This window comes from Mesorhizobium sp. WSM1386 (assembly GCF_055901595.1).
This window is the reverse complement of sequence record NZ_CM148373.1, coordinates 6,683,092-6,701,504: the sequence shown is the minus strand read 5'-3', so window position 1 is coordinate 6,701,504 and position 18,413 is coordinate 6,683,092. Positions and strand designations below refer to the sequence as shown.

At 63.9% G+C, this 18,413-nt stretch carries 13 protein-coding genes; 9 read left to right on the top strand and 4 right to left on the bottom strand.

Annotation, left to right across the window (positions count from 1 at the left end; translation table 11 throughout):
• Positions 1-117: 117 nt before the first annotated feature.
• From AC0NIH_RS32530 to AC0NIH_RS32520, 3 genes are all read right to left on the bottom strand, one after another.
• Entirely contained in the window at positions 118-909 is a 792-nt protein-coding gene (locus AC0NIH_RS32530; protein WP_287272836.1) for a TIGR02186 family protein, read from the bottom strand.
• Complete coding sequence (locus tag AC0NIH_RS32525) at positions 909-1,832, bottom strand: sulfite exporter TauE/SafE family protein (RefSeq protein WP_287272838.1); 924 nt, start codon at positions 1,830-1,832, stop codon at positions 909-911. The genes AC0NIH_RS32530 and AC0NIH_RS32525 overlap by 1 nt, the downstream gene beginning before the upstream one ends.
• A 192-nt stretch (positions 1,833-2,024) precedes the next feature.
• The gene (locus AC0NIH_RS32520) at positions 2,025-6,050 is read right to left on the bottom strand and encodes a peptidoglycan-binding protein (protein ID WP_473463234.1); all 4,026 of its coding nucleotides are present in this window, start codon (positions 6,048-6,050) and stop codon (positions 2,025-2,027) included.
• Positions 6,051-6,532: 482 nt separating this feature from the next.
• On the opposite strand from AC0NIH_RS32520, the gene AC0NIH_RS32515 reads away from it, so the two are divergent.
• The 9 genes from AC0NIH_RS32515 (at position 6,533) to AC0NIH_RS32475 (ending at position 16,686) form a co-directional block, all read left to right on the top strand.
• Complete coding sequence (locus AC0NIH_RS32515; RefSeq protein WP_224685580.1) at positions 6,533-6,994, top strand: MerR family transcriptional regulator; 462 nt, start codon at positions 6,533-6,535, stop codon at positions 6,992-6,994.
• A gap of 229 nt (positions 6,995-7,223) precedes the next feature.
• On the top strand, positions 7,224-7,727 hold the full coding sequence (locus AC0NIH_RS32510) for a hypothetical protein (RefSeq protein WP_473463231.1): 504 nt from the start codon (positions 7,224-7,226) through the stop codon (positions 7,725-7,727).
• A gap of 101 nt (positions 7,728-7,828) precedes the next feature.
• The gene (locus tag AC0NIH_RS32505) at positions 7,829-9,619 is read left to right on the top strand and encodes an acyl-CoA dehydrogenase (RefSeq protein WP_473463229.1); all 1,791 of its coding nucleotides are present in this window, start codon (positions 7,829-7,831) and stop codon (positions 9,617-9,619) included.
• A gap of 233 nt (positions 9,620-9,852) precedes the next feature.
• On the top strand, positions 9,853-11,022 hold the full coding sequence (locus AC0NIH_RS32500; RefSeq protein WP_473463226.1) for an acyl-CoA dehydrogenase family protein: 1,170 nt from the start codon (positions 9,853-9,855) through the stop codon (positions 11,020-11,022).
• 33 nt (positions 11,023-11,055) lie between these two features.
• The gene (locus AC0NIH_RS32495) at positions 11,056-12,264 is read left to right on the top strand and encodes an acetyl-CoA C-acetyltransferase (RefSeq protein ID WP_473463223.1); all 1,209 of its coding nucleotides are present in this window, start codon (positions 11,056-11,058) and stop codon (positions 12,262-12,264) included.
• A gap of 14 nt (positions 12,265-12,278) precedes the next feature.
• Positions 12,279-14,498 (top strand): 3-hydroxyacyl-CoA dehydrogenase NAD-binding domain-containing protein, encoded by a 2,220-nt coding sequence (locus tag AC0NIH_RS32490; RefSeq protein ID WP_473463221.1) that lies wholly within the window; start codon positions 12,279-12,281, stop codon positions 14,496-14,498.
• 9 nt (positions 14,499-14,507) lie between these two features.
• The gene (locus tag AC0NIH_RS32485) at positions 14,508-15,053 is read left to right on the top strand and encodes a thioesterase family protein (RefSeq protein ID WP_473463218.1); all 546 of its coding nucleotides are present in this window, start codon (positions 14,508-14,510) and stop codon (positions 15,051-15,053) included.
• A gap of 124 nt (positions 15,054-15,177) precedes the next feature.
• The gene (locus AC0NIH_RS32480; RefSeq protein WP_023777207.1) at positions 15,178-15,828 is read left to right on the top strand and encodes a S24 family peptidase; all 651 of its coding nucleotides are present in this window, start codon (positions 15,178-15,180) and stop codon (positions 15,826-15,828) included.
• A gap of 9 nt (positions 15,829-15,837) precedes the next feature.
• A complete protein-coding gene (locus tag AC0NIH_RS32475; RefSeq protein ID WP_473463215.1) occupies positions 15,838-16,686 on the top strand; it encodes a thermonuclease family protein in 849 nt (282 codons plus the stop codon).
• Here AC0NIH_RS32475 and AC0NIH_RS32470 read toward each other — a convergent pair.
• Positions 16,652-18,298: a lysine--tRNA ligase gene (locus AC0NIH_RS32470; RefSeq protein ID WP_473463213.1), complete on the bottom strand. Its 1,647-nt coding sequence runs from the start codon at positions 18,296-18,298 to the stop codon at positions 16,652-16,654. The two genes, AC0NIH_RS32475 and AC0NIH_RS32470, sit on opposite strands and share 35 nt — an antisense overlap.
• Positions 18,299-18,413 lie beyond the last annotated feature (115 nt).

The window sequence follows — 18,413 nt, the reverse complement described above, 5'->3', positions numbered from 1 at the left end:
GGGCGACCGAACCACTATGCCGGATTGACCACTCTGCCGAATTGAATTGCTTGCCCGTCGGGCGGGGAGGTGCGGTCTACAGCATGACCCGGGAAAGGGGAACCCCTTTTGGTCGTCTCAGTCCCTGCGGAAGACCAGCCTGCCGAGCCAGCCCGTCAGCATGGCCAACGATATGGCGAAGACGCCGTAGAGGAAGGCATAATCGTGCGCGACGCGGAAGATCGACTGTTCGAAGCCGGACTTGCGGATTTCGAGCTGGGCCGAGCTCTCCTTGATGAACAGGCCGCTCTTGAACAGGAACGCGCGGGCTTTATGGGTTCCAACTGGCACATTCGGTGCCAGCCTGACGGTGGCGCGGAACAGGTTCTGCGACAGGAACTGCACGCCGCCGACATTCTCGCTGTAGAGGCCGGCCGCCGCCTTGCGTTCGCGCAGCGCGGCGGTGAATTCCTGGATCGTCGCCGGGCTGTCGCCGGCATCGGCGGGCTGCATGTAGAGGTTGGAGGCGCCGAGCGACAGCTGCTTGTAACTGTTCGGTTCGGTAATGTCTTGCAGCGGCCGTGTCGTCGCCACCGAATAGGAGACCGGCACGTTCTCGAAGGTTTCCGATTCCAGATTGATCCAGACGCCGAGCACCCGGTCCTTTCGGCGCACCACCACAGGCTTGGGCGGCCCTTCGAGCACGACGATGACATCGTAGCGGCCTTGGCGGGCAACCAGCGGGTCGGGGTTCTCCAGCGAACCGAAAATGGTCAGGTCGGCACCGGAAAAGCCGGCGGTGATCGAGACATTGTCGGTGGAGAGCCCGATCTGGATGCCTTCCGTCAGCGGCGTCTGTGCCTTCGCCGGCAAGGCGGCCACCAGCAAGGACAGGAGAATGGCGGTTGCGAATGCGTTAGGGCCCGTCATCAGTTGAGGCCCGCGCCGGACAGCGAATAAAGGTTGGGCGGCGTGACGAACAGGCCGATGGCCAGCCTTATCGCCACCGCCAGAACCAGCAATGCCAGGAGCGCCCTCAATTGTTCGCCGCGCAGCCTCTGGCCGGCCTTGGCGCCATATTGTGCGCCGGCCACGCCACCAGCCATCAGCAGGAAAGCCAGCATCACGTCGACGGTCTGGTTGGTGCTGGCGTGAACCAGCGTCGTGTAGGCGGAGGTGAAGATGATCTGGAACAGGGACGTGCCGATGACCACATTGGTCGGTACTTTGAGCAGATAGATCAGCGCCGGCACCATGATAAAGCCGCCGCCGACGCCCATGATGGACGACAGGAAACCGATGCCGGCGCCAAGGCCCAGCACCGGGATGACGCTGACGAACAGTTTCGAGGCCCTGAAGCGCATCTTCAGCGGCAAGCGGTGGATCCAGTTGTGTTGGCCGGATTTCTTCAGGACCGGTGCCGCGCCGCTGCGCGTCGCGCGCAGCGCATTGACGCTTTCAACCAGCATCAGTCCGCCCACCGTGCCGAGCAGCACGACGTAAAGCAGCGAGATGAACAGGTCGAGCTGGCCGAGCCTGCGCAGGAAAGCGAACACGAAGATGCCGCCGGTCGAACCGACAATGCCACCGGCCAGAAGCACCCCGCCGAGCTTGAAGTCGAGCGTACCCCGCTTCATGTGCGACAGCGCACCGGAGAAGGAGGAGGCGATGACCTGGTTGGCGCCCGTGGCGACCGCGATCGCTGGCGGAATGTTGTAGAAGATCAGGAGCGGCGTGATGAGGAAGCCGCCGCCGACGCCGAACATGCCCGACAGGAAACCCACCGCGGCGCCCATGGCCAGCAGCACGAAGACGTTGACGGAAATTTCCGCAATCGGGAGATAGATGCCCACCCGTCAGTCTCGATCAGTTTGCCTGTCGGCGAATACAGCCGTTGCGGACAGTCTCGCACCGAAAAGCCAATTTTTTCTTGCGCCGACGCGGCGGCGGGAAAAAACCCCGTTACCGCGCCGAAACAAAAAACATCTCAATCAGTTAACAGGCAAATGTGTGGCAAGGGCGTCGTGGAAGCGACGCATCTGCCGTTATTTGCGCGCCAGCAGCGCCTTGACCAGTTTCTCGTCGACCGCGCCGGTGGCCGGCATCTTGTTGTCCGTTTGGAAAGCCATGATCGCGGTCTTCGTCTTCTGGCCCATCTTGCCGTCGGCGCCACCGGCGTCGTAGCCGTTCTTGTTGAGAATGCGCTGGATGTTCTGGACCGCCTTTTTCATGTCGATGCTGGCGGTGGTCTGCGGCGTGCCTTCCTGCCAGGCATCGGGAACGTCGACCGAATTGGCTGCCACGTTGAGCGGCTTGGCTTTCCACAATTCGGTCGCGGCACGGGCGCGCTCGAGCTGTTCGGGCCGCAACGCATTGGCAATCTCGTCGCGCTTGGCGGCCGCGTCCTTGTCGCCGGTCTTGGCGACGAGCGCGAACCATTTGTAGGATTCCTCGAGGTTCTGCTTCATGCCGACGCCCTTGGCGGCGAGAATGCCGAGATTGAACTGGCTGTCCTTGACGCCGAGATCGGCGGCCTCCTGGAACCAGTGGGCGGCCGATTCATTGTCGGTCACGCCGTCGGCGGCCATGGCGAACAGCACGGCCAGATTGTGCATGGCGCTGGCGTTGCCCTGCTCGGCGGCCATCTGGTACCAGGTCTTCGACTTCTTGATGTCGCGCGCGACGCCGATGCCCTTCTCGTAGAAATTGCCGATACGGTATTCGGCCGGCGCGAAGCCGAGTTCTGCCGATTTCTCATACCATTTGGCCGCTGTCGCCATGTCTTCCTTGACGCCGCGCGACTCCGCGTAGCGCGAACCGATCTCGAACAGCGCCTTGGCGTCGCCGCCAGCGGCGGCATCGCGGAGCCCGACCGGGCCGGCCTCGGCCGGAATGTCGAACTTGGCCGCGGCTGTCGTGGCGGATGTATCCGTCGGCGCAACCGCGCCAGTGGTGTCGTTGCCTTTGGTGTCGTTGGTCGCGGTTGGCGCGGCCATGGTCGGCTGGGCATCGCTGGCCGTGGCCTGCGCGCCACCGGTGATGGCCGCCAGCGTTGACGTCGTCGGGGCCGTCGAAGTGGGCGCGGCCGGAGCCATTGCTTCGGAGGCGGCGCCTGCGCCGGAAGCGTCGGCCGTAGCCGTGGATCCCGCTGTGGCTGGTGCCGTATCCGCCATCGCATCGTTGTCGGAAGGCATCGCCATGGCGGTCTGGTTGACCATGTCGTCTTTAGCCATCGGCGCGGATGGTTCGGCCTGCCTGACGGCGTGGGCCGGCGCGTTGTCCGTTGCCGCCGGCTGGGCTTCCGCCTTCGGCGGGCTGGCTGCGTCGACGGATGCCGTTTGAACCGGCTGCGAGGCCACGATTGGTGCCGCGTCGTTGCTTGCCACCTGGGCCGGATCGGAGAGGAATGCCTTGCCGAGCTGCAGGCCTGCAAGCGCCAGCATGATCGCGGCCGCCGCCATCAGGATCGGCTTGCGCCGCGCCTTGAGCAGGTCGCCGATCCTGAGCGCCTTTACCGGCCCTTTCATCGTCGACTGGCGCTTCAAGGCATCGGCTTCGGCCGCGGCGGCCTGCGCCGCGCGCCGCGCCGCCGCGATGAAGTCCGATTTGGAGGCATCGCTGTCGCTGAGCTTTGCCGGCTGGCCCCGCTCGTCGCGCACGCGCTTCATGATGGCATTGAGGTCGGGCGCGCCCGAGCCGGGCTCCAGCGGCCGGTTGGCCATTTTCGGGTCGAGCGGCTCGTCGAGATCGACGCTCGGGATATCGGCGCTCGGCGCCGAGCCGGCCAGGGGCGGAATATCCGCCGCCTTCTTGCCCTTGAAGGCGCGTGCCAGCCCGCCGAACATCGATTTGCGGCCGGCCGGCTGGTCCTTCTCGGCAATGGTGTCGGAACCGAGTGCGGCCATCGCGGCTGCAGCGGCGGCTTCCGCCGGCGAGCGTGTGCCTCCCGGCTCGTTGCGCATTATGGCGGCGGCACGGCCGTCGAGATCGGCCATGTCGCCCGTCAGCGGCATCGGCGCGTCGATATCCATCGACGGCGCCTCGACAGCCATCTTGGCCGTGCGTGCGCGGCGTTTGCCGACTGCTTCATCCGGCCGTGCGTCCAAAAGCTCGCTTACCGCCTCGGACGGATCGCTGGTTTCCAGCGAGCCCAGCCTGTCGACGATCTTGAGCAGCGTGTCGTGGATGGCCTCGAAGGTCCGCGAATTGCGCTCGTCGGAACGGCGTGTCAGCGTCTCAAGCGTCTTCAGGTCCTGCGCGAGCCCCGAAACGGCGGCGGTATTGGCGCTCGACCCGGCCAGCGACTGCACTGCGTTTTCGGCCGCTTCGCGCGCCGCGCCGAGGATGGAATCGCGGGTCCCGGCCAGCGACTTCTCGATTTCGTTGAGGCGCGGGCTGATGTCTTCGAATTCCGGCAGCGGCGTGCCGGGCTTGGAAAGATGCGCGGACAGGCCGGTGACCTGCGCCTCCAGGCTGCGGATCAGCGCCGGGTCGATGCCGGCTACCTGCGCGGCCGATGCGTCGAGCCGGCTGGAAATGTCCACGAGCCGGCTTTCCAGGCCGCGGATTGCCGCTTCGCCGGCGGGATCGGGAGCGCGCGTCTCGATGCGCTTGGCGAGCGCGGTGAAGCGGGCGTCGATGGCCTCCATGATACCGGCACTGTCGATCTGCGGCACGCGCTGGTCCAGCCGATCGGCAACCTCGTCCAGCCGGCGCTCGAGATCGCGAAACAGCATGTTGCCCTGTTCGATGGCGTCGCCCTGGCGGCGTTCCATCATGCTCGACAGCACGTCGAAACGCTGCTCCAGGCCGTGGAAGATATAGTCGGCATCGGGCATGGCCGGCGCTTGGTCGATCTTGTCGGCGATGAGCGCGATCTGCTTGGCCAGCCGTTCCATCGCCTGTTCGGGCAGGTTGGCGCGGCCGGCGAGTTCGTCGACACGGCTCGACAGCGTGCTCAGGCGATCCATGACGGCATTGCCCGGGCGGTCCTGCGCCACTTCCTCGATCTGCCGGGCCAGAGAATCGATCCGCTTCTCGATGCGCTCGAAGGCTTCATGGTCGAGCGAATTGGCCTGCGCCGCGACGGTCGAGGCAACGATAGCGCGGGAAATTTCGTCCAGCCGCTCGTCGATCATGGCCAGCGTGTCGCTGCCGCTATTGTCCTGCTGGCTGGCGAAGTGATCGACGGCGCCGGCCAGCGTGCGGACTTTTTCCTCCAGCGAACGCAGCGATAGCGATTCCGGCAGGTTGTTGACGGCATTGCTGATCTGCTCCAGCCGATCGGTCAAGGCGGCAAGCGCGGGCTCGTCGGAGCGCTTGCGCTGGTCGGCGTCGACGCGGTCTTCGAAGGCTGTCCAGCGGCGATCGAAATCATCCCAGCGGCGATCGACCTTCTGCACGCTCTCCTCGCGCGCCAGCGTGTCGAGCGCGGACTTGACCTGCTCGAGTTCCAGCCGCAGCAGGTTGACGCTTCTGTCGTCGCTCTTTTCCGACAGCGACTTGATGGCGCCGGAGAGCCGTTCGAATTCGACGCCGAGTTCGGCGCTGCCCTTGCCCGATGCGCCTGGGCCTGATGCGCCCGTCTTGGCGTTCGACTGGAAGGCGCGGTCGATATCCTTGCGCAGTGCTTCGAATTCGCGCTGCAGTCCTGATGTCATCTGGTGGCGCAGTTCCTCGCGCATGCCGCGCAGCTCGCCGGCGATCTTGCCGACCATGGCGACGCTGTCTTCCTGGCCGCGGACACGGTCGATGTCGCGGGCAATAGCCTGATAGCTCTGGTCGAAAGCGGGGGGCGGCACTGGGGCCTTGGCGCGCGGTGCCGGCTGCGGATCCTCGTACCAGCGCTGCTGGCCGGCAGGCTGGGTGGCGGGATAGCGGGGATCGGCCGCGGGATAGCGCGGTTCGGCGCCATACTGTCGGGGAGCGGGCCGTGCCATCGTGTCTTCGCGCGTCTGCCCCAGCCGCTGTTCCAGCGTCTCCAGCGAGCGGTTGAGCTGCTCGAGCGTGGTCTGCGGCCTACGCTGCCTGCCGGCGTTGAGTGTATCGAGATAGGACCGCTTGCTGTTCATCGGTGCGTCCGTCTTTCAGATTGGCCAGTTTGCGACCAGCTCCCCAAGTCCCTGCCGGAACGAGGCGACCGCGCTTCCATGCGGTGGAAGACAAGCTTCCCGGGGTTCACCCGCGCTCCGAAAAACCGTGAAAAATTCGATACAGGATAAACACGGGTAGCCGACATGCGCACATTTCGCCCAACGTGGTAAACAACGCGTTAACCAAGCTTAAGAAGTTGGAAGGAAGTTCACGGCCGCGCCCGCGCTGCGGCATCGCATTTGCGCTGCGGCAAAAAGCACCGTTCGTGGAACACCCACAGAACGCCCTTGCGTCATGAGGCGGCTATCGGTATAGAATTGACGTAAACGTAAAAGGCGCATTGAGTGTGCTGTTTTGCGATTTGTTTGTCGAAACCACGGCCGGAAGCACGCCCCCGCTTCCAGTCAGGCGACGCATGGTCAAGGACCGCGACGCCACCAGACGGGGAATGCCAGTGACCATGAAGCTTATTTCGGCCGGCGAGACCGCGGCCAATACCAACAATATACCTGTCGAAGCCGGCGAGGATCTCGTCCGCATCGGCGAGATGGCCAAGAAGTACGGCGTGACGCTGCGCACGCTGCGTTTCTACGAAGACAAGGGCCTGCTCAATCCTCAGCGTGACGGCTCGACCCGCCTCTACACGCGCCGCGACAGGGCCCGGCTGAAGCTGATCCTGCTCGGCCGCAAGGTCGGCTTCTCGCTGCGCGACGTCAAGCAGATGATGGATCTCTACGATCCGACCGGGTCCAACACCAAGCAGCTGCGGCTGGCGCTCGACAAGTCTGAAAAGCAGCTTGCCCGCCTGCAGAAGCAGCGGGCGCTGATCGACGACGCCATCAATGAGCTGGGCGGCTCGATGACGGCGGTGCGCCAGATGCTGGCCGAGCGCTCGGCGCCGCAGGCGAGCGTCGCGGGCTAAGCCAGCCCCCATCTGCTTTCAACCGAAAAAGCCGCGTGGCCGTTGCCGCGCGGCTTTTTTAGGATGGGCGCAGCGGACCGCCGCGCTAGGATGATGCCTGCGCCTGTGAACTGGTGATCCGAAGGCCGGTCGCGCCTGCAGCTTCAAGAAGCGCAAGCAGGCTCCAGAATGCGTCCGGGGAAGCCGTTCCGAAGTCCACGTTCAGCACTTTGGGCCGAATGGAAGCCGAGTGGATGATATTTCCCAATTCGGCGCCCTCTTGGTGACGCTCGTCATCGGGATCGAACCAGTGCTGGAACCAGATGCCTATCTGGTCGAGCGGAGCAGCCGCGAGCGTGTGATGGATCACGACATCGTTCCATTGCAACTGCTCTATCAGGAATTCGGCGCGCTCAATCCGACCCGATATCGGCTCGAATGTGAGGAAATCCGGCTGAAGCTCGATGGGATCGACTTTGCCGTCATTCTTGACAAAGTCGACGCAACAAAGCCCCCGAAATATCCCGCTATCCTCACCGATCTGGAACTTTACTTCGGGAGACCCCTGAACGCAGCTCTGCCGCTGCTTTGCTACGAACGCCCGAAACTGATCCAGGTAATGGCTCTGAACGCTGATTATGAATGCGGCGGGGTTCATGCGATGAAATTGCCCTGTCGCGAACAGCCGGGCAAGCGGCCGCTTGCGAAATTTCGGACAAAGCCTGGCAAAAATTTTTGCGGCGCAAACAATTGACGTTTACGCAAACGTCAATAATTGCTATTGCGACTTCGACATTGGCTCGCCTGCCTCGCACGGCTTGGTTTGGGGCCAAATCCGCATGGTGGAGGAAAAGCATGCCGATCTACAGGGCACCGGTCCAGGATACGCTGTTCGTGTTGAACGAGGTGCTGGGCTACCAGCGCTATTCGAACCTTCCCGGATTTGCGGATGCCACGCCCGACGTGCTGGAGGCGATCCTCGCGGAGGGCGCCAAGCTTGCCGAAAACGTCATGCACCCGCTCAACCGTGTCGGCGACATGGAAGGCTGCGTCCGTCACGACGATGGCTCGGTGACGACGCCCAAGGGCTTCAAGGAAGCTTTCGACCAGTACCGCGAAGGCGGCTGGATGGGGCTTGCCGCGCCGGTCGAGTTCGGCGGCCAGGGCTTGCCCTACGCCGTGCACACCGCGGTTGCCGAATACATGGTGTCGGCCAACATGTCGCTGATGATGTATCCGGGCCTGACGCAGGGTGCGATCGCGGCGATCATCACCCATGGCACCGATGAGCAGAAAGCCAAATGGCTGCCCAGGATGGTCGAGGGTGCCTGGACCGGCACCATGAACCTGACCGAGCCGCATTGCGGCACCGATCTCGGCCTGCTGCGCACCAAGGCGGTGCCGAACGGCGATGGCACCTACAAAATCTCGGGCCAGAAGATCTTCATCTCGGCCGGCGAGCACGACATGTCGGACAACATCGTCCATCTGGTGCTGGCCCGCATCGAGGGCGCGCCGGAAGGCGTCAAGGGCATCTCGCTGTTCATCGTGCCGAAGCTCAAGCTCGATGCATCAGGCAATCCGGGCGAGCGCAACACCCTCTCCTGCGGTTCGATCGAGGAGAAGATGGGCATCCACGGCAATTCCACCTGCGTCATGAATTACGACGAGGCCGAGGGTACGTTGCTCGGCGAGGCCAATGGCGGCTTGAAGGCCATGTTCACGATGATGAACGAGGCGCGGCTCGGTGTCGGCCTGCAGGGGCTGTCGCTGTCCGAAATCGCCTACCAGAACGCCGTCGCCTACGCCAAGGACCGTTTGCAGGGCCGCTCGCTGTCGGGGCCGAAGGCGCCCGACAAGAAGGCCGACCCGATCATCGTCCATCCCGACATCCGCCGCTCGCTGATGACCATGAGGGCCTTCAACGAAGCCGGCCGCGCGCTGGCGCTGTGGACGGCGATCAAATCCGACATCGCGCACCGTTCCGCCGACGAAAAGGACCGCCAGGCGGCTGACGACTACACCGGCCTGATGACACCGGTGGTCAAGGGCGTGCTCACCGACAAGGGTTTCGACCACGCTGTCATGGCTCAGCAGGTGTTCGGCGGCCACGGCTACATCGAGGAACACGGCATGAGCCAGTTCGTGCGCGATGCCCGCATCGCCATGATCTATGAAGGCGCCAACGGCATCCAGGCGCTTGACCTCGTCGGCCGCAAGCTTGGCCTGAATGGCGGCCGCGCCGTGCAGGCTTTCTTCAAGGAAGTCGGCGAATTCTGCGAGGAAAACCGCGCCGACGAGAAGATGGCGCCCTTCACCAAGGCGCTGAAGAAGGGTCTCAACGATTTGCAGGCGGCGACCATGTGGCTGCTGCAGAACGGCATGGCCAAGCCTGACAATGCCGGAGCCGCCTCGACCGACTACATGCATCTCTTCGGCCTTGTGGCGCTCGGCTACATGTGGGCGCAGATGGCCAAGGCGGCGCTGGGTAAGACCGGCGCCAACGGTTCCCAGTCCTTCTACGACAACAAGGTGGTGACGGCGCGCTTCTTCATGGAGCGGATCATGCCGGAGACATCGGCACATCTGGCCCGCATTTCCAGTGGTGCGGACACGCTAATGGCGCTGACTGCGGAAGCGTTCTAGAAATGGCCGGCGTCACCCTCCCCCTTGAGGGGAGGGTGGCCCGAAGGGCCGGGAGGGGTCCTGCGTGCAGTGCGCCGGCTGGTTGGCGCTTTGGGAGGAGAATGATCGCAATGCCCCAAACCCGCGTCAGTTTCGAAGATAAGGTCGAGCACGTCATCGGCGACCCCACCCGACCGCTTCGCGTGCCACCCTCCCCTCGAGGGGGAGGGGGACGTCGGCGCGGGAGAAACGGCATGACAAATCCAGCTGAAGTGCTTTCTTTGCCGAAACCCGCCTGGGCGGCGGACGAGGTCGGCATGCTCTACGACATGGCGGTCCGCTTCATGTCGGAGGAGATCGCGCCGCGTTACGACGAGTTCGAGAAGAACGAGATGGTCGACCGCGAAAGCTGGCTGAAGGCGGGAGCCGCCGGCCTGCTCTGTGCCTCGATGCCGGAAGAGTATGGCGGCTCGGGCGGAACCTTCGCGCATGAGAGCGCCATCATCGAGGCCATCGGCCATGTCGGTGTCGACGGCTTCGGCATCGGCCTGCACAATTCGATCGTCGCCCCCTACATCCTCCACTACGGCTCGGAAGAGCAGAAGAAGAAGTGGCTGCCGAAGCTGGCGACCGGCGAACTGATCGGCGCCATCGCCATGACCGAGCCGGGCGCCGGCTCCGATCTGCAAGGCGTCAAGACGCGCGCCGAAAAGGACGGCAACCAGTACAAGATCAACGGTTCCAAGACCTTCATCACCAATGGCCAGCTGGCCAATTTCATCATCGTCGTCACCAAGACCGATCCGGCCAAGGGCGCCAAGGGCACCTCGCTGATCGTCGTCGAGAGCGACGAGGTCGAAGGGTTTCAGCGCGGCCGCAACCTCGACAAGATCGGCTTGAAGGCCAACGACACCTCGGAATTGTTCTTCAACGACGTGCGCGTGCCGACCTCCAACCTGCTTGGCCATGAGGAAGGGCAGGGCTTCATCCAGCTGATGCAGCAGCTGCCGCAGGAGCGGCTGCAGATCGGCACCGGCGCCATCGCCATGATCGAGCGGGCGCTGGCGCTGACCATCGACTACGTCAAGGAGCGCAAGGCGTTCGGCAAGGCGATCATCGACTTCCAGAACACCCAGTTCAAGCTGGCCGAACTCAAGACCGAGGCCACTATCGGCCGCGTCTTCTACAACGATTGCGTCGCCCGCCACATCAATGGCGGCCTCGATCCGGTGACGGCGTCGATGGCCAAATACTGGCTCAGCGACCTGCAGGGAAAAGTCGTCGACGAATGCCTTCAATTGCATGGCGGCTATGGCTACATGAATGAATATCCGATCGCCCGCATGTTCCGCGACGCCCGTGTCCAGCGCATCTACGGCGGCACCAACGAGATCATGAAATTGCTGATCGGCCGCTCGCTCTGAGAGCGACGACCGGCAAACCCAAGGAGCAGAAAAATGGCTGACGCTTATGTCTATGACGCCGTGCGCACGCCGCGGGGCAAGGGCAAGAAGGACGGGTCGCTGCACGAGGTGCCGGCGGTACGGCTCGCCGCCAAGACGCTCGAGGCTTTGCGCGACCGCAATGGGCTGGATACCGGCAATGTCGACGACATCATCTTCGGCTGCGTCGATCCGGTCGGCGAGGCCGGCTCGGTCATTCCGCGTGCCGCCGCCTTCGAGGCCGGTTACGACGACAAGGCGCCGGGCATGCAGATATCGCGCTTCTGCGCCTCGGGCCTCGACGCCATCAATTTCGGCGCCGCCAAGATCGCCCAGGGCGCCGACGAGATCGTCATCGCTGGCGGCGTCGAATCCATGTCGCGCGTTGGCATGGGCGCCTCGGGCGGCGCCTGGTTCATGGACCCTTCGGTCGGCCTGCCCGGCTGGTTCGTGCCGCAAGGCATCTCGGCCGACCTGATCGCCACCAAATACGGCTTTTCCCGCGACGACGTCGACGCCTATGCGGTGGAAAGCCAGAAGCGCGCCGGCAAGGCCTGGGCCGATGGCCGCTTCAAGAACTCCGTCATCCCGATCAAGGACCAGAACGGCCTGACCATTCTCGACCATGATGAGCACATGCGGCCTACGACCGACATGCAGTCGCTGGCCTCGCTTAATCCGTCCTTCGTCATGCCCGGTGAAATGGGCGGCTTCGACGCGGTTGCCGTGCAAAAGCACCCGGAAGTGGAAGAAGTGAACCACGTCCACCATGCCGGCAATTCGTCGGGCATCGTCGATGGCGCTGCCGCCGTGCTGCTCGGTTCGAAGAAGGCCGGCAAGACGATGGGGCTGAAGCCACGCGCCCGCATCCGCGCTTTCGCCAACATCGGTTCCGAGCCGGTGCTGATGCTGACCGGCCCGGTCGACGTGACTGAAAAGCTGTTGAAGCGGGCCAAGATGAAGCTGTCCGACATCGACCTGTTCGAACTCAACGAGGCTTTTGCCTCGGTGGTGCTGCGTTACATGCAGGCTTTCGACATCCCGCACGACAAGATCAACGTCAATGGCGGCGCCATCGCCATGGGCCATCCGCTCGGGGCTACCGGCGCGATGATCCTCGGCACCGTGCTCGACGAACTCGAGCGCCGTGACCTCAACACCGCGCTGGTGACGCTGTGCATCGGCGCCGGCATGGGCACGGCAACCATCATCGAACGCGTCTGACGGGGAGAGAGAAAATGAGCTACACCAATTTCACCCTCGACATCGACGCCGACGGCATCGCGCTGGTCACCTGGAACAGCCCGGACCGCTCGATGAACGTCTTCACCGAAGAGGTGATGCGCGAGTTGAACGCCATCGTCGATCATGTGGCCGGCGACGCGGCCATCAAGGGCGCGGTGATCACCTCCGGCAAGGACACGTTCTCCGGCGGCGCCGACATCACCCTGCTGCAGAAGATGCTGGCGACTTTTGCCACGGACAAGGGCAAGGATGCCGAAAAGGCGACCAAGGCGCTGTTCGAGAATGCCGGTTACATGACCGGCCTGTTCCGCAAGCTGGAGACCTCAGGCAAGCCGTGGGTTTCGGCGATCAACGGCACCTGCATGGGCGGCGCTTTCGAGCTGTCGCTCGCCTGCCACGGCCGCGTAGCAGCCGACTCTGATAAGGTCAGGATGGCGCTTCCCGAGGTCAAGATCGGCATCTTCCCGGGCGCCGGCGGCACCCAGCGCGTGCCGCGGCTGACCGATCAGCAGCAGGCGCTGCAGATGCTGACCTCCGGCCAGACGCTGTCGCCGCAGAAGGCTAAGGCGATGGGGCTCATCCACGAGATCGCCGAACCGGCCAGGCTGGTCGAGACCGCCAAGGCGATGATCAGGAACGGCCTCAAGCCGGTGGCGCCGTGGGACGAGAAGGGCTTCAAGCTGCCTGGCGGCCAGATCTATACACCCGCCGGCTTCAACCTGTGGCCGCCGGCCATCGCCATCCTGCGCCGCGAGACCTATGGCAATTATCCGGCAGCCGCCGCGATCCTGAAATGCGTCTATGAAGGCCTGCTGGTGCCGTTCGACACCGCGCTCAGGATCGAACAGCGCTATTTCACCGAGATCATGCAGACCAAGGAAGCGGCGGCGATGATTCGCTCGCTGTTCGTGTCGCTGCAGGAACTGAACAAGGGCGCCCGCCGCCCGGCCGGCGTGCCGGAAACCAAATTCAAGAAGATCGGCATTCTCGGCGCCGGTTTCATGGGTGCCGGCATCGCCTATGTCACGGCCAAGGCCGGCATTCCGGTGGTGCTGCTCGACCGCGATATGGAGTCGGCGCAGAAGGGCAAGGCGCATTCCGACAGCCTGGTCTCCGATCAGGTCAAGAAGGGCCGCGCCAAGCCCGAGGAGCGTGACAAGCTTTTGTCGCTGATCACGCCGACGGCCGACTATGCCGACCTTGCCGCCTGCGATCTGGTGGTCGAGGCGGTGTTCGAGGATTCCGCCGTCAAGAAGGCCGCCACCGAACAGGCGGAGGCCGTGCTGAAATCGTCGGCGATCTTAGCGTCCAACACCTCGACGATCCCGATCACCGGTCTGGCCAAGAATTCGGCGCGGCCGAAGAACTTCATCGGCATCCATTTTTTCTCGCCGGTCGACAAGATGATGCTGGTCGAGATCATTTTGGGCAAGAAGACCGGCGACAAGGCGCTGGCCACCGCGATCGACTTCGTGCGCGCCATCAAGAAGACGCCGATCGTCGTCAATGACACGCGCGGCTTCTACGTCAACCGCTGCGTGCTGCGCTACATGTCGGAAGCCTACAAGATGCTGATCGAAGGCGTACCCGCGCCGATGATCGAGAATGCGGCCAAGGCCGCCGGCATGCCGGTTGGTCCGTTGGCGCTGACCGACGAGACGGCCATCGACCTTGCCCAGAAGATCATGAAGCAGACCATCAGGGATCTCGGCGACAAGGCTGTCGACCCCAAGCAGATGGCGCTGATCAACACCATGGTCGACGACCATGGCCGCTTCGGCCGCAAGAACGGCAAGGGCTTCTACGACTATCCGGCCAAGCCCGCCAAGAAGAAGCTTTGGCCCGGCCTCAAGGATCTCTATCCGCAGTTGGCACCCGAGAAGGTCGACTATGAGGAGCTGCAGCAGCGTCTGCTCGTCACCATCGCGTTGGAAGCGGCGCGGGTGATGGAGGAGGGGATCGTCACCGATCCGCGCGAGGCCGATGTCGGCTCGATCCTGGCCTTCGGCTTCGCACCCTACACCGGCGGCGCGCTGTCCTATATCGACGGCATTGGTGCCAAGGAATTCGTCAAGATCGCCAAGGGCCTGCAGAAGAAATACGGGGCCGAGTTCAAGGCGCCGAAGCTGCTGCTCGACATGGCCGAGAAGGGCGAAACCTTCTACGAACGCTTCGATCCCTACGCCAAGGGCGACGTGAAGCAGGCCGCCTGATGTAAAATTATGTACGTCTGGGCGCGTATGGCGCGCATGCTGGCCACGACGCGAAGCCGTGGCCCCTACGTGATGGGCGGTGAAAGCCGGCTGGGCTTTCGCTGCCTGCCGACCGACATCGATTTCAACGTCCATCTCAACAATGCGCGATACATGATGCTGGCCGATCTCGGCCGCATCGACCTGTTCGTCCGTGCCGGCCTTATCAGGCTGGCGCGGAAGAATGGCTGGGCGCCGATGATGGGCGGACTGCAGGTGGTCTATGCCCGCGAGATCAGGCTGTGGCGCCGTTTCGAGGTGGTGTCCTCGATCGAGACCTGGGAAGGCACCCAGGTCATCGGCAAGCACCGCTTCGTCCTCGACAATGGCGAGACGGCCGCCTTGATCCTGACGACGGCCGGCGTCTACGACCGCAAGGCGCGACGCTTCCTCGACATAGACGAGGTTGTGACCGCCCTTGGCCGCGCTGTAAATCCGCGGCCGCCAACGCATGAAGAGCGGATTTTCATGACGTCGCACCAGGGTTTGCGCAGTCTTGCCAAGGCGGCTGACTAATCCCCGCAATCGGAGTTTGCCCGGCCGACGGGACCGCGCGTCATGGCCGCACGCCGGTGGACAAACCGGCATTCCAAGACTAGAAGGAAAAGGCATTTTTTCCTGTTTCGGAGGAGAGCACGACATGCTCTCGCACGACCGTGTCTGGGCTGCCATCGATGCTCTTGCCGAGCGCTATTCGCTTTCGGCCTCGGGTCTCGCAAGGCGCGCAGGGCTCGATTCGACCGCCTTCAACAAGTCGAAACGCCTGTCGTCGGATGGCCGGCCCCGCTGGCCCTCGACCGAATCACTGGCCAAGATCATCGAGGCGACGGGGGCTTCGCTCGACGAATTCACCGGGCTGATCGAAGGCAGGGCCGGACTTGTCCATGACGCCCGGGATGGCCGCAGACGGTCGGTGCCTTTGCTCGGTTTTGCCCAGGCCGGCGCCGGCGGCTTCTTCGACGATGCCGGCTTCCCGGCGGGTCAGGGCTGGGATCTGGTCGAACTGCCGGCGCAATCGACCGAGAGCTCCTACGCACTGCAGGTGCAGGGCGATTCCATGTTGCCGCTCTACCGCAATGGCGACGTCCTCATCGTCGAGCCGGGCGCGGTCACCCGCAAGGGCGATCGTGTCGTCGTCAAGACCACTGCCGGCGAGGTGATGGCCAAGGTGCTCGAACGCCAGACCGTCAAGTCGATTTCACTGGTTTCGCTCAATCCCGATCATCCCGACCGCGACATCTCCATGCGCGAGGTCGAGTGGGTGGCGCGGATTGTCTGGGCAAGCCAGTAGGTCCGGCCGATGCGGTTTCCCCATCTTGTCCTTGCGGTTCTGATGGTCCCGGCGATGGCGGCGCTGGTCATCGCCGGCGGGCGCACGCTGAAGGGAAGCGAAAGCGCTGTTACGGTCGATCAGATCGATCCTGGCGCCGATACGATCGCTCAAGGTACAGGGCCCGAAGAGCCGGCCACCTCGGCTCTTCCCACGCCCTCGCAACCGTCAAAGCCGCCTTCGCCGCATTCGAGGGCTATCGATCCCGCCGTCGTCGCGCCACCGGAACTGCCCAGCGGGGAACTCGAGCGGATCGAACCGCGCGAACCGTTGAGCAAGCTGGCGCTTGCCACACCGCCCAAGCCGAAGATGCCTGACGACTGGAACGGCACGAAGCTGTTTCAGCCGGTCGCATCGGCCGCCGGCCTGATCGAGGCGAAGGGCTATTCGGTCGCGGTCTCCGGCATCGACGTTGTCGGGCAGGACGAGACCTGCACCACGGATGGCAAATCCTGGCCATGCGGCATCCGCGCCCGCACGGCGTTCCGCGCCTTCCTGCGCGGCCGCGCCGTGGTCTGCACCGTGCCGCCCGAGGGCGGTCGCGACCTGGTCGCGGCGGAATGCCGGATCGGCAAGCAGGATATCGGTCAATGGCTGGTCGAGAATGGCTGGGCGCGCGCCGCCAAAGGCGGACCCTACGTCGATGCCGGCGAAAAGGCCCGCACCGAAAAGAAAGGTATTTTCGGATCGGCGCCGAACCTTGCCGGCATCTCGGCGGCGCCAGCCGCGCCCGCCCCGGCGCCTCAGGCGCCGGGCTCGATCCTGGAAGAGGTCGACGGCGCCCTCAAGCCAGCTGTCCCGCCAACGCCTTCTGAATGAGCGCGCGGGTCTCGGCGACGCCGTAGAGCGCTGCGAACGATCCGAAGCGCGGGCCGCGCTCCTGGCCGATGAGCACCTGGTAGATCATCTGGAAGAAGGCACCCGAAACGCCCGGGCCGCCTTCCGGGCTCTGCTTGGAATGATCCTGATAGCGCTCGATCTTGCGAGCCACGTTGAGCGAGGCGTTCTGGATCGCCTCGCCACCGGCGTCCGCCGGCAAGTCGCCAAGCGCCTTGTCGAGGGCCAGCAGCGCTTCGCGCTCGATCTCGTCGGCCGGGCGGAAGGTCTTCGTCGGCTTCACGAAATCATCGAAATAGCGGATCGCATGGCCGACCAGCTGATCCAGCTCCGGATGCGTCTTTGGCGTTACGCCCGTCGTGTGGCGGGAAATGAAGCCCCACAGCACGTCCTTGTTCTGCGCATTGGAAGCGCTGACCAGATTGAGCAGCAGCGAGAACGGCACCGGCATGTCGATGGCCGGCGGGTTGCCGTCATGCATATGCCAGACCGGGTTGCCCAGCCGTTCCTTCCAGTCCTGGCGCGGGTAGGCGCCAAGGAAGGTGTAATACTCGTCCACCGCCCTCGGGATGACGTCGAAATAGAGCTTCTTCGCCTGCCGTGGCCGCTGGTACATGTAAAGCCCGAGGCTTTCGGTCGGCGCATAGGTCAGCCATTGGTCGATGGTCAGCCCGTTGCCCTTCGACTTCGAGATCTTCTGGCCGTTCTCGTCCAGGAACAGCTCGTAGACGAAATGCTCCGGTGCACGCCCGCCCAGAATGTTGCAAATGCGGTCGTAGACCACCGCATTGGTCTGGTGGTCCTTGCCGAACATTTCGAAATCGACGCCAAGCGCGGCCCAGCGCATGCCGAAGTCCGGCTTCCACTGCAGTTTCACCCGGCCGCCGGTGATCGAAAGCGTCGTCTCCGTGCCCTCGTCGTCGAAGGTGATGGTGCCGGCCTCGGCGTCGACATGCTTCATGGGCACGTAAAGCACGCGCCCGCTCTTCGGGGAAATCGGCAGGAACGGGCTGTAGGTCGCCTGCCGCTCCGGGCCGAGCGTCGGCAGCATCACCGCCATGATCTGGTCGTAGCGTTCGGCGGCGCGCTTGAGCATCGCGTCGAAACGGCCTGACTTGTAGTACTGGGTCGCACTGGCGAATTCGTAGTCGAAGCCGAACGTGTCCAGGAAGCGGCACAGCATCGCATTGTTGTGGTCGGCAAAGCTCGCATAGTCGCCGCCGAACGGATTGGGAACCGAAGACAGCGGCTTGTGCAGATGCGGCTCGAGCGCCGCCCGATCCGGTACGCTGTCGGGTATCTTGCGCATGCCATCCATGTCGTCGGAAAAGCACAGCAGCTTGGTCGCGATCTTGTCCTGCGTCAGCACACGAAACGCATGCCGCACCATCGAGGTGCGCGCCACTTCGCCGAACGTGCCGATATGCGGCAGGCCGGATGGTCCGTAGCCGGTCTCGAACAGGATGGTTTCGGGAAAGTTGGCGCCCTTGTAGCGTTCGATGATCTTTTTGGCTTCCTCGAACGGCCATGCCTTGCTTTCGGCCGCCGCCGCCAGCAGTTCGGGATTGAGATCGATGATGTTTGATCCCGCCATGGTCCTGTTTTCCAATTATGCGCCGGCCAAATTCGCGATCTGGCCGCAAGTGTCGATTTTCAACCGGTCTCTAGGCGCGCGTGGCCGGAGCGTCAACGCGCGCGGCGCTTTTTCC